14 protein-coding genes are annotated in these 15362 nt (G+C 66.4%); 4 read left to right on the top strand and 10 right to left on the bottom strand.

Features of this window, described 5'->3' with window-relative positions; genetic code table 11:
- Positions 1-51 precede the first annotated feature (51 nt).
- Positions 52-2076, top strand: coding sequence for a ComEC/Rec2 family competence protein (locus ACN0SE_RS11950; protein ID WP_417524753.1), 2025 nt, complete (start codon positions 52-54; stop codon positions 2074-2076).
- On the opposite strand, the gene lexA is transcribed toward ACN0SE_RS11950, so the two are convergent.
- From lexA to ACN0SE_RS11985, 7 genes are all read right to left on the bottom strand, one after another.
- A complete protein-coding gene (lexA, locus tag ACN0SE_RS11955) occupies positions 2070-2762 on the bottom strand; it encodes a transcriptional repressor LexA (protein ID WP_417524754.1) in 693 nt (230 codons plus the stop codon). The genes ACN0SE_RS11950 and lexA overlap by 7 nt on opposite strands.
- Positions 2763-2886: 124 nt before the next feature.
- The gene (glp, locus tag ACN0SE_RS11960) at positions 2887-4065 is read right to left on the bottom strand and encodes a gephyrin-like molybdotransferase Glp (RefSeq protein ID WP_417524755.1); all 1179 of its coding nucleotides are present in this window, start codon (positions 4063-4065) and stop codon (positions 2887-2889) included.
- Entirely contained in the window at positions 4062-4538 is a 477-nt protein-coding gene (gene moaC / locus ACN0SE_RS11965; RefSeq protein ID WP_417524756.1) for a cyclic pyranopterin monophosphate synthase MoaC, read from the bottom strand. Before moaC ends, glp begins: the two co-directional genes overlap by 4 nt.
- Positions 4531-5340: an indole-3-glycerol phosphate synthase TrpC gene (gene trpC / locus ACN0SE_RS11970; protein WP_417524757.1), complete on the bottom strand. Its 810-nt coding sequence runs from the start codon at positions 5338-5340 to the stop codon at positions 4531-4533. The genes moaC and trpC overlap by 8 nt, the downstream gene beginning before the upstream one ends.
- Positions 5337-5990: a uracil-DNA glycosylase gene (locus tag ACN0SE_RS11975; RefSeq protein ID WP_417524758.1), complete on the bottom strand. Its 654-nt coding sequence runs from the start codon at positions 5988-5990 to the stop codon at positions 5337-5339. The genes trpC and ACN0SE_RS11975 overlap by 4 nt, the downstream gene beginning before the upstream one ends.
- Positions 5987-7003 carry an anthranilate phosphoribosyltransferase gene (gene trpD / locus ACN0SE_RS11980; protein ID WP_417524759.1) on the bottom strand — a complete coding sequence of 339 codons (1017 nt, stop codon included), beginning with the start codon at positions 7001-7003 and terminating at the stop codon, positions 5987-5989. The genes ACN0SE_RS11975 and trpD overlap by 4 nt, the downstream gene beginning before the upstream one ends.
- On the bottom strand, positions 7000-7581 hold the full coding sequence (locus ACN0SE_RS11985; protein ID WP_417524760.1) for an aminodeoxychorismate/anthranilate synthase component II: 582 nt from the start codon (positions 7579-7581) through the stop codon (positions 7000-7002). Before ACN0SE_RS11985 ends, trpD begins: the two co-directional genes overlap by 4 nt.
- Positions 7582-7747: 166 nt before the next feature.
- On the opposite strand from ACN0SE_RS11985, the gene ACN0SE_RS11990 reads away from it, so the two are divergent.
- Positions 7748-9625, top strand: a complete 1878-nt coding sequence (locus tag ACN0SE_RS11990) for a divergent polysaccharide deacetylase family protein (protein WP_417524761.1) — start codon at positions 7748-7750, stop codon at positions 9623-9625.
- 38 nt (positions 9626-9663) lie between these two features.
- On the opposite strand, the gene ACN0SE_RS11995 is transcribed toward ACN0SE_RS11990, so the two are convergent.
- Positions 9664-10425, bottom strand: a complete 762-nt coding sequence (locus tag ACN0SE_RS11995; protein ID WP_417524762.1) for a helix-turn-helix domain-containing protein — start codon at positions 10423-10425, stop codon at positions 9664-9666.
- A gap of 308 nt (positions 10426-10733) precedes the next feature.
- Between ACN0SE_RS11995 and ACN0SE_RS12000 the strand changes: the two genes are divergently transcribed.
- Positions 10734-11093 (top strand): hypothetical protein, encoded by a 360-nt coding sequence (locus ACN0SE_RS12000; RefSeq protein WP_417524763.1) that lies wholly within the window; start codon positions 10734-10736, stop codon positions 11091-11093.
- Positions 11094-11221: 128 nt separating this feature from the next.
- On the opposite strand, the gene ilvN is transcribed toward ACN0SE_RS12000, so the two are convergent.
- Both ilvN and ACN0SE_RS12010 read right to left on the bottom strand, forming a co-directional pair.
- A complete protein-coding gene (gene ilvN, locus ACN0SE_RS12005) occupies positions 11222-11785 on the bottom strand; it encodes an acetolactate synthase small subunit (protein ID WP_417524764.1) in 564 nt (187 codons plus the stop codon).
- A 65-nt stretch (positions 11786-11850) separates the two neighbouring features.
- Entirely contained in the window at positions 11851-13605 is a 1755-nt protein-coding gene (locus tag ACN0SE_RS12010; protein ID WP_417524765.1) for an acetolactate synthase 3 large subunit, read from the bottom strand.
- Between the two features lie 667 nt (positions 13606-14272).
- Between ACN0SE_RS12010 and ACN0SE_RS12015 the strand changes: the two genes are divergently transcribed.
- Complete coding sequence (locus ACN0SE_RS12015) at positions 14273-15352, top strand: TRAP transporter substrate-binding protein (protein ID WP_417524766.1); 1080 nt, start codon at positions 14273-14275, stop codon at positions 15350-15352.
- The last annotated feature ends 10 nt before the right edge of the window (positions 15353-15362 follow it).

The following is a 15362-nucleotide window of genomic DNA, read 5'->3' on the forward strand; positions in this document are numbered from 1 at the left end:
TGGCGGGATAGCTTGGGGCCTGATTACCCTCCGCAGCGGGCGGGAACAAGCATGAGGATTTTGCAGGCGATCGGCATGGGGGTGCTGGCCCAGCGGGGGGCGCTGATGCCCTGGTCGCCGGTGATGCTGGGCCTGGGGATCGGGGTCTACTTTGCCTTGCGGGTCGAGCCGCCGATCTGGCTGCTTTTCGGCCTCGGCCTTTGTGCCGCGGGGTTTTTTCTGGCGGCGTGGAAGGCCGGGCCTCTGCTCGGGCCCGGCCTTCTGGCGCTGGGGCTGGTGGCGGCGGGTGTGGCGCTGGCCGGGGCGCGGGCCCATGCGGTCAAGGCGCCGGTACTGGATTTTCGGTATTACGGCCCGATCGAAGGGCGCATCGTCGGGATCGACCGCTCGGCCTCCGGCGCCTTGAGGTTGACGCTGGACGAGGTGCGCCTGCGCCGGGTCCGCGACATTCCCGAACGCGTGCGGATTTCCCTGCATGGCCCTCCGGGTGCGGCGCCCCGGCCCGGCATGCGGGTGATGACCACTGGTCACCTTTCGCCGCCGCAGGGCCCGGTCGAGCCCGGCGGCTTCGACTTTCGCCGCCACGCCTGGTTTCTGCAGATCGGCGCGGTGGGCTACACCCGCGTGCCGCTCTTGGTGAGCGCCGAGGCCGACGGGCGCCAGCCGGTCTTTGCCCTGCGCATGCGCCTGTCGCAGGCGGTTCAGGCGGCGCTGCCGGGCGAGGTCGGCGCTTTCGCCGCCGCGATCACCACCGGCGACCGCTCCGGCATGGGGCTGGCGACGCAGCAGGCGCTGCGCGACACAAACCTTGCCCATCTTCTGGCCATCTCCGGCTTGCATATGGGGCTGCTGGCGGGATTTGTCTTCGGCGCGGTGCGGCTGGCGCTGGCGCTGGTGCCGGTGGTGGCGCTGCGCGTCCCGGTCCGCAAGATCGCGGCATTGGCCGCCCTGGCTGCCTCGGCCGGTTACCTCGCGCTCTCCGGCGGCAATGTCGCGACAGAGCGCGCCTTTGTCATGGTCGCGGTCGCCCTGGTCGCCGTGCTCTGTGACCGCCGCGCCATCAGCCTGCGGGCGGTGGCCGTGGCGGCGCTGATCGTTCTGGTCCTGCGGCCAGAGGCCATGCTCGGCCCCGGTTTCCAGATGTCGTTTGCCGCCACGACCGCGCTGGTGGCGGTCTTTTCCCGATTGCGCAGCGCCCCGCAAAGACTGCCACGCTGGCTCTGGCCGGTGCTGGCGGTCATGTTGTCCTCGGCCGTGGCCGGGTTTGCCACCGCACCGGTCGCAGCCGCGCATTTCAACCGCGTCGCGCAATGGGGCCTGATCGCCAATCTCTCGACCGTGCCGCTCATGGGCGTCCTGATCATGCCCGCCGCCGTGGTCGCCGCCTGCCTCGCGCCCTTCGGCCTCGAAGCTCCGGCGCTCTGGGTGCTGGGGCAGGGCCTTGCCTGGGTGCTGGCAGTGGCGCATGAGGTCTCCGGTTGGCAGGGCGCTCTACGTCACGTGGTTGCGCCCGGACCCACGGTTCTGCCGTTGCTGGCTGCCGGCGGGCTGTTCGCCATGCTGTGGCGCGGTCGGCTCGCCTTTCTGGGCGCCTTCCCGATGGCCATTGCCTTTGCGCTCTGGTCGTCGTCGGTCAGGCCAGAGCTTCTGGTGGCCGAAAGCGGTGCTCTCGTCGGCCTTATGGGAAGCGAGGGCCGCGCGCTGAGCCGTGACAGCAGCGCCGGTTTCGTGGCCCGGGTCTGGCTCGAGAACGACGGCGATGGTGCCGACCAAATCAGCGCAGCGGGCCGTTGGCCTGAGTCCGTTCGCGGGTTGGCCCAGATACCCTTGCCGAACGGTGGTATGCTCTGGCACCTCTCCGGAAAAGGCGCGCGCTCGGCATTTCCGGGCTGCAGTTCGGCCGACATCGCGGTCTTCAACACCCCGGGTTTTTATCCCGATGCCTGCGCAGTCCATACGCCCGAAACATTGCGCAGGACCGGTGCCTTGGCGATTGGTTTCTCCAACGGTTTCCCTATCGTCACCACGGTCGCTCAGCGCAGCGGCGACCGGCTCTGGGTGCCCAAAGGTCAATAGGTGCGGATCAACCCGACAAGACGCCCCTGAACCTTGACCTTGTCCTCCGACACCATGCGGGTTTCATAGGCCGGGTTTGCAGCCTCAAGGGCGATGGCCCCGCCGCCGGCGCGCCGATACCGTTTCAACGTCGCTTCCTGGCCTTCGATCAAGGCCACGACGATATCACCATTGTCCGCCGCATCGGTTTCCCGGATCACCACGACGTCGCCATCGTTGATCCCGACGTCGATCATCGAATCGCCTTTGACTTCCAAGGCGTAATGATCTGAGCCCTGCCGCACCATCATACCCGGCACCGCCACGGAATAGGACGCGTGGCTGATCGCCTCGATCGGTACGCCGGCGGCAATCTGACCCATCACCGGCAGCTCAGCCACATGCATTGGCGTGGCCTGCAGACCGTGCGACCCGCCACCACCGCCGTCGGTAACCTTGGGCTGAGTGGCAACCGTCGGTGCGCCGCCCAGCGACTCGGGCAGTTTGACGATTTCCAATGCCCGCGCCTTGTGAGCGAGACGTCGAATGAAGCCCCGTTCCTCGAGCGCCGTGATGAGCCGATGGATGCCCGACTTCGACCTCAGGTCGAGGGCCTCCTTCATTTCGTCGAACGAGGGCGAAACACCATCGCGCTGGATGCGCTTGTTAATGAAATTCAGCAAATCCAGCTGTTTCTTCGTCAACATCCTGTCGCCCTTCGCTGCTGTCGATTTTGTTTTGTTCTACCCATGTTCCCGTTTTGTGTCAATCGCTCTGTGGATAACACCGAAGGAACATCGCTAAAATTGCAGGTGAAGACTTAAGAACTCTTTAACTTCCCAATGCGATATATTCGACCATCTCGCCGGCCTCGCGCGGCCCGTCGTGCGGTGGACGGACCAGCAGCGCATTGGCCTGCGACAGAACATTCAGAAGGGAGGAATCCTGGGCATCGAACGGCGCGATGCCCTCATGCGTCAACCTGGCGCGCATATAGTGCTCTCGTGGGCCATTCGCGGCAATTGCCTGAGCAAGTGGCGCGGAGGTTCGAGGGGCAGGACGGGAAGGCAGCCCGATCATGGCGCGGATGACCGGAGCCAGGAAGACGTGCCCGCACACCATGGCTGAGACCGGGTTTCCGGGCAGCCCGAGCATCATGGCGCGACCCAGACGACCGGCCATCAGCGGCTTTCCGGGCCGCATGGCGACCTTGTAGAAGGCGCGTTCCATACCTCGCTCGGCGGTAACCTTGGCGACGAGGTCATGGTCGCCGACGCTCGCCCCGCCGATGGTGACGATCAGATCGGCGTCGGCGGCAAGGTCGAGGGTCGTGGACAGCGAAGAGACGGTATCGCGCGCAACCGGCAGCAACCGCGGCGCGGCGCCGAGGTTGCGCAACAGGGCATGCAGGCCGAATGTGTTGGAAGCGATGATCTGATCTGGACCAGGCGCTTCGCCGGGCATGACAAGTTCGTCACCGGTCGAGATCAGCGCGACGCTGGGTTGGCGGGAGACGGTCACGCGCGGCACGTTCATCGAAGCCAGAAGGGCGATATCCTCGGGGCTCAAGCGCCGCGGTGCCGAGAGCCGGCTGCCGATGCGAAAATCGCCGGCGGCGGGGCGAATGTGGGGGCCTGTGTCGAGCTGGTCGCCAAGGACTATCTGGTCGCCATCGCGCGTGACGTCTTCCTGGATCACCACGCGGTCTGCGCCCTCGGGCAACGGGGCACCGGTGAAAATGCGCACAGCCTGGCCGCTGGACAGGACGCCGTTGAAACGGTGACCGGCCGCGGCCTCGCCGATCACTGTGAAACGGGCACCGGGGTGTGCCTGGGCACCGATTACTGCATAGCCGTCCATGGCAGAGGCGGCGAAGGGTGGTTGATCTCGGGTCGAGACAGCGTCTTCGGTCAGTATCCGCCCGGCCGCTTGCAGCAGCGGCACCTGCTCCGACGGCATCGGCGCGGCAAGCGCGAACAAGTGATCAAGTGCCTCGGAGACCGATATCATGACGCTTCGTAACGTCCTGATTTTCCGCCGTCCTTCAAGGTCACGCGGATGCCGCCGATGACCATCTCCTTGTCCACGGCCTTGGCCATGTCATAGACGGTCAGCGCCGTAACCGACACGGCGGTGAGGGCTTCCATCTCGACGCCGGTCTGGCCGGTGGTCTTGACCGTGGCGTTCAGGCGCAGGCCGGGCAAATCCGGATCTGGGGCCAGATCGACGGCGACCTTGGTGATCGACAAAGGGTGACAGAGCGGGATCAGCGACGAGGTCTGCTTAGCACCCATGATCCCCGCAAGCCGGGCGACGGAAATCACGTCACCCTTCTTGGCGCGACCTTCGGTAATGATATCAAATGTTTCCCGCGCCATCTTGATGTAGCCTTCAGCGGTGGCGATGCGCGATGTCACCGCCTTGTCGGAGACATCGACCATATGAGCATCGCCCTTGGCGTCGAAATGTGTGAGCTCAGCCATGCGCGGCCACCGGATTGGCCAGCAGGGTGCGGGTGGCGGTTTCGACGTCGTCCTGGCGCATCAGGCTTTCGCCGATCAGGAAGGTCCGTGCGCCGTGTCGTGCCATGTCGGCGAGGTCTTCCGGGCCGGTCAAGCCGCTCTCGGAAATCAGGAGCTTGCCGTCGGGGGCGCGTTTCGACAGCTCACGCGTGGTGTCAAGAGTGGTCTCGAAGGTCTTGAGATTGCGGTTGTTTACGCCGAGAAGCGGTGATTTCAGCGCCAGCGCGCGGTCAAGCTCGGCACCGTCGTGCACCTCGACAAGCACGTCCATGTGCCAGGAAAAGGCGGCGTCTTCGAGCTCCTGCGCCTGGGCGTCTGAGACGCTGGCCATGATGATCAGGATACAATCCGCGCCAAGCGCGCGGGCCTCGGCCACTTGATAGGTGTCGTAAATGAAATCTTTACGAAGTGCCGGCAGGCTGGTGGCAGAGCGGGCTTCGGTCAGGAAGCTCTTGGCGCCTTGAAAGGAGGGTGTATCGGTCAAAACGGAAAGACAGGTTGCGCCGCCGGCCTCATAAGCCTGGGCGAGCTTGGCCGGGTCGAAATCGGCGCGGATCAGACCTTTGGAGGGCGAGGCTTTCTTGACTTCGGCGATCAGCCCGTAGCCGTCGCTCGAGGCGCGCCGCAGCGCTTCGGCAAAGCCGCGCGTGGGGCCCGCCGCTCGGGCGGCCTCTTCAACGGCAGAGCGCGGGGTCGCGGCCTTGTCGGCGGCGATCTCTTCGAGCTTGTAAGCCTTGATCTTGTCGAGAACGGTCTGGGTCATCTGCCTGTCCAGTCTATCGCGGTATCGCCTTGCTTCTTAAGCCAGTCGTTGACGCGACTAAAGGGCCGCGAGCCGAAAAAACCGCGTCGGGCCGACAGCGGCGAGGGATGCGCGGTTTGGATACGAAGGTGATCGGGGTTGGTGAGCCGCGTGCCGAGCTTTTGCGCCGGTTTGCCCCAGAGCAGGAGCGCGCGCGGGGAACTGTCGAGTTCGGCAAGGATATCGGCTGTGAGATCGGCCCAGCCGAGTTTGAGGTGGCCGCCGGCGTCGCCGGCAGGCACGCTGAGCGCGGTGTTGAGCAGGAGCACGCCCTGGCGGGCCCAGAAACGCAGGTCGCCATTGGCCGGGCAGGCACCGAGGTCTTCGGTCATCTCGGCGTAGATGTTGCGCAGGGACCGAGGCAGCGGGCTGACCTCGGGCGCGACCGAAAAGGCCAGGCCGTGGGCGTGGCCGGGGGTCGGGTAGGGATCCTGGCCTAGGATCAGAACGCGCACCTCCGCAGGGGCGCAGGCGTCGAGCGCGGCAAAGGTCTGGCGCGCCGGTGGCAGGACCGCGCGGGTCTCGGCGGCAAGCGCCGCCTCGACCCGGGACCAGGTGGTTGAGAAGAAGGGCAGATGTGCCCAGGCCTGCGGGATCTGTCGGGCGCTCATGCGCCCTGGGTTGCTTGCGCCAGCGCGATGATCCGGGCCTTGGCGGCACCGCTGTCGATCGATTGCGCCGCCAGGTCGACACCGGTTTTCAGGTCGGGAGCCTTCTCGGCCACCACCAGCGCGGCGGCAGCGTTGAGCAGCACGGCGTCGCGATAGGCCGAGGTCTCGCCTTCGAGCAGGGCGGCAAAGGCGCGGCCGTTCTCTTCGGGCGAGCCGCCGAGGATCGCCTCCAGCGGATGCTCGGGCAGGCCGGCATCCTCGGGGTGAATCTCGCGGTCGGTGATCTGGCCGTTCTCGAGCGCGGCAACCCAGGAGACCCCGGCGATCGACAGCTCGTCGGTGCCGTCGGAGCCATGCACCAGCCAGGCGCGCTCGGAGCCCAGCGTCTGCAGCGTCTCGGCCATCGGCCGGATCAGTTCGCGGGAAAAGGCACCGGTGAGCTGGCGTGTCACCCCGGCCGGGTTGGTCAGCGGCCCGAGGATGTTGAAGATCGTGCGGGTGCCCAGTTCCTGCCGGGTTGGCATGACATGGGCAATCGCCGGGTGGTGCATCGGTGCCATCATGAAGCAGATGCCACAGTCGGCCAGGGCGCGTTCGGCCACATCCGGCCCGACCATGACGTTCACGCCCATCTGGGTCAGCGCATCAGCGGCGCCGGATTTGGACGACAGGTTGCGGTTGCCGTGCTTGGCCACCGGCACGCCGGCGCCGGCCACGACAAAGGCGGTGGCGGTCGAGATGTTGAGCGTGCCCTTGCCGTCACCGCCGGTGCCGACGATGTCCATGGCCCCCTCGGGCGCCTTGACCGGATTGCACTTGCTGCGCATCACCGCGGCGGCAGCGGCGTATTCCTCGACCGTCTCGCCCCGTGTGCGCAGCGCCATCAACAGGCCGCCGATCTGGCTCGGCGTGGCCTGGCCCTCGAACAGGATCTCGAAGGCGGTCTCGGCCTCGGCACGGGTCAGCGGGCGGTCGGCGGCGGCGGCGATCAGCGGCTTCAGACGATCGCTCATGCCGGCACCCTCATCAGATCGGTGAAATTGCGCAGCAGGGCGTGGCCATGCTCGGACCGGATCGATTCCGGGTGGAACTGCACGCCGTGGATCGGCAGGGTCTTGTGCTGCAGACCCATGATGGTGCCATCCTCGAGCTCGGCGGTCACTTCGAGACAGTCGGGCAGGCTCTCGCGCTCGACCACCAGCGAATGATAGCGAGTGGCGTCGAAGGGCGAGGGCAGGCCGGCAAAGACGCCCTTGCCGCCATGGTGCATCTTGCCCATCTTGCCGTGAACGATCTCGTGGCAGCGCACCACCTTGCCGCCGAAGGCCTGGCCGATGGCCTGGTGACCCAGGCAGACGCCCATCAGCGGAATGCCGGTCTCGGCCGCGGCCTCGACCAGCGCCAGGCAGATGCCGGCCTGGGAGGGATCGCAGGGACCGGGCGACAGCAGGATGCCGGCGGGATTCAGCGCCATGGCCTCCTGCACGTTGAGCGCATCATTGCGATGGACCTGAACATCGGTGCCCAGTTCGCCCAGATAATGGACCAGGTTATAGGTGAAACTGTCGTAGTTATCGATGAGCAGCAGCATGGAATGAACTTTGCCGTTAGGGGCTGGGAAGGGGGGCCTTCACCGCAGTATAAGGATCGGGGTATACATGTTCAGGCTTGGCCGCCAGCGTCAAGAGGCGCCGGGGGTTGCGGTTGCCCGTGCCCGGTGAAAAAGAGGCGCGGTGAGGTTCGAGGAGAAGGCAGGCATGGCACATAATTTCGTGACGGGGGCACTCGCGGGTCTCGTTGTGGCGGGTCTCGGGGCGGGGACGGTCTCGGTCCTGATGGGGCCGGTGGTCTCGCCGCGCCCGGATGTCGCCGCGGCGGTCGAGCCCACCGCCGGCACGCCGCCACCGGCCGCCGAGCCGGATGCCCTGCCGCGGGCCGGTCTGGGGGATGGTGCCTCGCCGCAGGCGCCCTCGCCGGGCATACCAGAGCCCGACTCCGGCGCCGAAGAGGCCGGCGAAGTGGCCGACACTCGCTCGACCGGGCGGCCGGAAACCGGCGCGGTGCCGGATCTCGGCCCGGTGCCGGACAGCGACGGTGCGGGCCAGGTGGCGGCCGGCAGCGATGCGCCGGTGATGCCGGGCCAGCCCGGGGCACAGCCCGAGCGGCCCGAGGCCGACGAATTGTCGATTTCGAACAACCCGGCGCAGCCGTCGTCACCGGCGGTCGAGGAAGCCGCGCCGCAGTTGGGTCCGGTCGAGGCCGAGGTCGCCGAGGCGCCCATGGCGCCAGAGGCCGAGGCGCCGGTGACGGCCGAAGGCGATCCGGCGCGCACCGAGGCCGCTCCCGCCGACAGCCAGGTGACCCCGGGCGCGCCAGCCGCGGCGCCGGAGGCGGCAGAGGGCATTGCCGGTTTGACGCCCGAGGCTGGCGATCAGCCCGAGACGCCGCTGGCGTCGGTCACCGCGCCGGAGGCGCCGCAGACCGCCAATGCGCCAGAGGCCCCGACCGGCGAACAGACCCCGCCGAGCCCGGTGGTGGTGCCGGAAGAGCCGCCGGTGGTGGCCATGGTCGACGAGGCGCGCCCCGCGCCTGAACCTGCGTCTGAACCCGAGCCCGCCCCGGAACCCGCCGTCGCGCCCGAGCCCGAGCCTGCGCCCGAACCTGACCCCGAGCCGGCCCCGGAGCCCGAATCTGAACCTGCGCCGGAACCCGCCCCCGTGGTCGTGACCGAGGCGCCCCGCGTGCCCGAAACCCCGGTCGAGCCAGCGCCGGAAGTGGCCTCAGAGGAACCGGCCCGCCCGCAGGTCTCTTCGCTGATCGCCCGCGACGCCGACCAGACCGGCCGGCCCAGCATCGGCACCCCGGCAGGAACCCTGACCGACCGGGCGACTGCGGTCACCACCAACCGCCTGCCGACCCTCGCTGAAGAGCCCGACCCCAAGGCCGCCGTGCTGCGCCCGATCGAGGCCTATGCCGCGCGAGCCGAGGTCGAAGAGGACAAGCCGTTGATGTCGATCGTGCTGATCGACGACGGCAGCACGCCGCTGGGCCTCGAAGCGCTCGAGGCCTTCCCCTATCCGATCACCTTTGCCGTCGACACCGCCTGGTCCGGCGCGGCCGAGGCTATGCGCAGCTACCGGGCCGCCGGTTTCGAGGTGATGGCCCTGGCCGATCTGCCCGAAGGCGCGCGGGCGCAGGATGCCGAGGTCACGCTGAGCTCGGCGCTGGCGGCGGTGCCAGAGGCGGTTGCCGTGCTCGAAGGCAGCGCCGGCGGGCTTCAGGCCAACCGCGAGATCGCCGAACAGGTGGCGGGCATCCTCGCCGAGAGCGGCCATGGCCTCGTGCTCTATCCGCAGGGGCTCAACACCGGCCAGGCGCTGGCGTCCCGCGCCGGTGTGCCGGCGGCGACGCTGTTTCGCGATTTCGACAGCAAGGGCCAGAGCGCAACGGTGATCCGCCGGTTCCTCGACCAGGCCGCCTTCAAGGCGGGGCAGGAGGGCGCGGTGATCATGCTCGGCCGGCTGCGCCCCGAGACGATCTCGGCGCTGTTGATCTGGGGTCTGCAGGATCGCGCCAGCCGCGTGGCCTTCGTGCCGGTCAGCCAGGTGCTGTTGCCCGACGGCGCGGACAGCTAGGCGCTGTCAGGCAAGGGGAGGGTCAGGCGAAAAATCAGTCAGGCAAAGGGCTTGTCAGGGCGCAGCAGCGCCTGGTCGCTCTCGGTCAGCTGGCTGTAGGTGCGAAAGCCCGCCGCGCGCCCGACGCGCAGCGCGCCCGCCATGCCGCGGCCCAGGTGCTCCCAGACGATGCGGGTCATGCGGTGGCTGTTCTCGCTCTCGTGGGTGATGCGGGTGGTAAAGCCGGTCCAGGTGTTGTTCTCGAGCGAGGGCACCCGGTGCAGATAGGTGAACGAGCCGCTGGTGGCGCCGCGCCGCGCCACGATGGCCGCCACGCCGCGATCCTGACGGAAGAAGAAACCGCCGAATTCGCGGCCCCGGGGGCTCTCGGGCAGGCCGACGCGCGACATCGCCTCGCGCGCCTCGTGGCCGCGCACGAAACAGAAATCTCCCAGTCGATAGACATAGACCAGCGCCTCGACGAATTTCTGCTGATCCATGAACGACCGGCGGATGAAGCGGTAGAAGCCGTCAGGCAGCAGATCCTGGCTGATTTCGGTGAGATGCGGCCCGAGAAACCCTGCCAGTTCCGGGTGCTGCATCACAAAGCCAGAGGTTGTCGCTATTTGGTCCACCGGCTCGAGCAATATGCGCGCATCAACGTCAAAGAAGGTGCAGATGCGATGCAACACGTCGGGGCGAGGAAAGCTCTCGCCGCTCAGGTAACGGTTGAACTGGGTGCGATTGATGCCAAGATCGCGGCACAAGCCGGAAATCGACGGCGCCTCGCGGCACAGATGCTTGAGATTTGCCCCGAACATGGCCCGCAATTCGGCGGGTGAGGCAGACGGACGGGGCAGGGTTGTGGCAGGGTTCGACAAGTTTTGCATCTCGCAGCATGGGGTCAGGTCGGATCAGGCGCACATCACGGGAAAAACTCACGAATCCGGACGGTTGGACCATGAAATGATGCTGGTTCGCGTCAGCAGACGCGGATTAGCTACAAACCTGACCCAAGCTGGCACAAATTACAAGAGCGGCTGACCCTCTCAGCACATTCGCAAGGGCGAAAATTGTGCCACATTTGTCCCCAACGATACGTAAACGAGACGCAAAAAAGGTGAACGCGATGTCACTTGGACGCATGTGTGGGGTGGTGCTTTGGGCCAATCCGGACGACCAGAAAGCGGTGGTCTGGTGCGAGGATCAGGGCAATCTGGCCTTCTACGTCGAGCCAAAGGAAACCGCGCTGACCGGCGTGGCCCTGGACGCCGGCGACCTGATCGAATTCGAATTGCGCGAAGAGCGTCAGTTCCGCCGGGTGACCAACCCGACGCTGCTGGTGCAGGACCATGCGCCCGAACTGGTGGCCCGGCTGGGCTCCTGCGCCAACTCGGGCGCGCTGGCCAGCAAGCCTGACAATGTCGTGCCTTTCCCGAGGGCCCGGGGCTGGGCCGCCCCGCTCGCCACCACTCACGTCACGGCCTGAAACCGGGGTCGGCCGCGCGTGGGGGTGCGGCCTGCCTGAAAACGCCGCCGCAGGCCAGAGGGCCGCGGCGGCGTTTTTGCGTCTGTCATCGGAGGGTGGGGCGCCCGGCGGTCAGGCGCCCTTTGGCGTCAGTGCGGACCGCGACTGATTGCCGCGACGCCGGTACGCGCCACCTCGACCAGGCCCAGCGGCCGCATCAGGTCGGCGAAGGCGTCGATCTTGTCCGGCGCGCCGGTGATCTGGAAGACAAAGCTCTCGAGCGTCGAATCCACCACATGGGCACGGAACACATCCGCCAGCCGCAGCGCCTCGACCCGGTCGTCGCCCTTGCCGGCGACCTTGACCAGCGCCAGCTCGCGCTCGACCGAGGGGCCCTCGACCGTCAGGTCATGCACCTCGTGCACCGGCACGATGCGGCCGAGCTGCGCCTTGATCTGTTCGATCACCTGCGGCGTGCCGGTGGTGACAACGGTGATCCGCGACAGGTGCCCGGTGTGGTCGACCTCGGCCACGGTCAGGCTTTCGATGTTGTAGCCCCGGCCGGAAAACAGCCCGATCACCCGCGCGAGGACGCCGGGTTCGTTGTCGACGATGAGCGCCAGGGTATGACGCTCCTGAACGTCCGAGAAATTCGGCCGCAGGTTGTAGGCAGAGTGCTTCGACGAGCCCTTCTTGATCTTTAGCGCAGACATGATCTCTTCTTCTCTTTTCAAATACCGCCGGGGGTCCGGGGGCAGAGCCCCCGAACAGCGCGTCGTCAGACCATCACCGCGCCCTTGGCGCCAATGGCATCCTTGGTCGAGGCCGCGCCCAGCAGCATCTTGTTGTGCGGCTCGCCCGACGGGATCATCGGGAAGCAATTCTCGTGCTTCTCGACCAGGCAGTCGAAGATCACCGGGCCGTCATAGGCGATCATCTCCATGATCGCGTCATCCAGCTCTTCGGCATCCTTGACGAGGAAGCCCTTGGCGCCGAAGGCCTCGGCGAGCTTGACGAAATCGGGCAGCGCCTCGGACCAGGAGTGCGAATAGCGCTGGCCGTGCAGCAGCTCCTGCCACTGGCGCACCATGCCCAGGCGTTCGTTGTTGAGGATGAACTGCTTGACCGGCAGGTCGAACTGCATCGCCGTGCCCATTTCCTGCATGTTCATCAGCCAGGACGCCTCGCCCGCGACGTTGATCACCAGCGCCTCGGGGTGGGCGACCTGAACGCCGATCGACGCCGGGAAGCCATAGCCCATGGTGCCCAGGCCCCCGGAGGTCATCCAGCGGTGCGGGTCCTCGAAGCCCAGGTATTGCGCCGCCCACATCTGGTGCTGGCCGACCTCGGTGCAGATGTAGCGGTCATGCCCCTTGGTCAGCGCTTCCAGACGCTCGAGAGCGTACTGCGGCTTGATGCCGGCGCCGTCGTTCTTGTAGCTCAGGCAATTGACGCGGCGCCAATCCTCGATCTGCGCCCACCACTTCTGCAGGCCCTCGCGGTTGACCTTGCGGCCGCGCGCCTTCCAGACCTTGAGCACATCCTCCAGCACGTGGCCGACGTCGCCGATGATCGGCATGTCGACGCGGATCACCTTGTTGATCGAGCTGGGATCGATGTCGATATGCGCCTTGCGGCTGTGCGGGCTGAAGGCATCGAGCCGGCCGGTGATCCGGTCGTCGAAGCGTGCGCCCACGTTGATCATCAGGTCGCAGCCGTGCATCGCCAGGTTGGCCTCGTAGAGACCATGCATCCCGAGCATGCCCAGCCAGGCCTTGCCGCTGGCCGGATAGGCGCCAAGGCCCATCAGCGTCGAGGTGATCGGAAAGCCGGTGGCCTCGACCAGTTCGCGCAGCAGCTGGCTGGCCGCCGCGCCAGAGTTGATCACGCCGCCGCCGGTATAGAACACCGGGCGTTCGGCGGTCTCGATCGCCTCGACCAGTTCGGTGATCGTCTCCATGTCGCCTTTCACCCGCGGCTGGTAGTGGCCGAGGTCGGCCTTGGCCGGCGGGGTATAGGCGGCAGAGGCGAACTGCACGTCCTTTGGAATGTCGATCAGCACCGGGCCGGGGCGGCCCTGGGTCGCCACGTGAAAGCCTTCGTGGATCACCGAGGACAGGTCCTTGGTGTCCTTCACCAGCCAGTTCATCTTGGTGCAGGGCCGGGTGATGCCGACGGTATCGGCCTCCTGAAAGGCATCCGAGCCGATCATGAAGGTCGGCACCTGGCCGGTCAGCACGACGATCGGGATCGAATCCATCAGCGCATCGGTCAGGCCGGTCACCGCGTTGGTGGCACCGGGGCCAGAGGTCACCAGAACGACGCCGGGCTTGCCGGTCGAGCGGGCATAGCCCTCGGCGGCATGCACCGCGGCCTGTTCGTGCCGCACGAGGATGTGGCGAATCTCGTTCTGCTGAAAGACCTCGTCATAAATCGGTAGCACCGCACCGCCCGGATAGCCGAATACCGTGTCAACGCCTTGGTCCTTGAGGCATTGAACCACCATCTTTGCTCCGGTCATCTGACGTGTCATCTTGTTGCTCCGTTCATGACGTCATCATTCTTTCTTCTGCGCACAAAAAAACCCCCGAAAACTTCGGGGGCGCATGGGGTACCATCAGGGTGTCCGTTACCGGCCCATGCGCCACTTCACTACTACGACGACTAGACGTGTCATTCTGCGACCTTCCTTGTGCGTGTGCGCGACACTAGGTGAGGCCAGCGGGAGGGTCAACCGCTGTTTGGCCGGTTTTCTTTGCAAAAGTTGCTGGCGGGGCCAGTTTGGCGACAGGAATGCAAAGATGATCCCGCCGGTCCGACATTTGCACGGCGGTGCGGCAGGAGCCATTTCGGCGGCGAGAACCGCCCCGGGCGGGGGTCGCTGCCCCTGCGTCAGGGGGTGCTGCGGGCCGGAGAGGGGCGGCGCGCATCCTGTGAGCGCTACCGGACGCTTAACAAGGCAAATATGTTTGATTCACAGGCACTTGCCTGCCCCTGCGGCAAAGGGGCAGGGAGCAAGCGGTTGCCTCCAAACCCCTTCGGATGCAAGTCGAAAAAATGGTGAATCCGGGAAATGTGGGTATTTCCACGCGGCACGTCACCCGCTAACCTCCGCCTCGTTACCAACGATCCGTCATGGTCCCGCCGGCGCAAGCCGACAGCCGGGAGCGTGGCACCAAAAAAACCATGGGAGGTATATAATGGATCGTCGTTCATTCCTGAAGAATTCTGCACTCGGCGGCACCGCGGCCGCAGCCACCACTCTGGCTGCTCCGGCCTATGCCCAGGGCAAGCGAACCCTGCGCCTGGTCACCTCGGTGCCCGAAGGCTTTGCCATCTTCGACGATGCGGCACAGTATTTCACCGACGCCGTCAACGCGATGTCGGAAAACATCACCATCCAGAAGAACCCCGCCGGCACCCTCGTGGGCGCCTTCGAGGTGTTCGACGCCGTGACCGCCGGCCAGGCCGACCTCTATCACTCGGCCGACTACTACTTCGGCGGCCAGCACCCGGGCTACTACTTCTACACCGCCGTGCCCTTCGGTGGCACCGGCCAGGAACTGATGAACTGGTACCTGCACGACGGCGGCAAGGAGCTGCATGACGAGCTGGGCGAAATCTTCGGCCTGAAATCCTTCCTCGCCGGCAACACCGGCCTGCAGCCGGGTGGCTGGTTCAACAAGGAAATCAACTCGGCAGAAGACCTGCAGGGCCTCAAGTTCCGCATGCCCGGCCTCGGCGGCCGCGCGCTGGGCCTGACCGGTGCCTCGGTGCAGAACGTGCCGGGTGGCGAGATCTACCAGGCGCTGTCCTCCGGCTCGATCGACGGTGCCGAGTGGATCGGTCCCTTCGCCGACGAACGCCTCGGTCTGCAGGAAGTCTGCCAGTTCTACTACACCGCCGGTTTCCACGAGCCGGGCTCGGCGCTGTCGTGTGCCTTCAACCGCGACGTCTTCAACGAGCTGGATGCAGCCGACCAGAAGATCGTCGAGATCGCGGCGCAGGCGACCCACCACTGGTCGCTGGCACAGAGCTACGCCAACAACGCGGCCGCGCTCGAGCGTCTGCAGTCCGGCGGCACCAAGCTGATGACCTTCCCCGACGACGTCTGGGAAGCCTTCGGCAAGGGTTCGCAGGAAGCGCTCGACGAGCACATGGGTGACGAGCTTTATGCCCGCATCCGCGAAAGCTTCAACGCGTCGCTCAAGAAGTCGTCGAAATGGACCTCGGTCTCCGACGACGCCTATCGCCAGCAGCGTGACCGCGTTCTGGGCTGATCGCCTTGAA

The sequence above is a fragment of the Marinovum sp. genome (assembly GCF_048263515.1).
In the GTDB taxonomy this organism is placed as follows: domain Bacteria; phylum Pseudomonadota; class Alphaproteobacteria; order Rhodobacterales; family Rhodobacteraceae; genus Marinovum.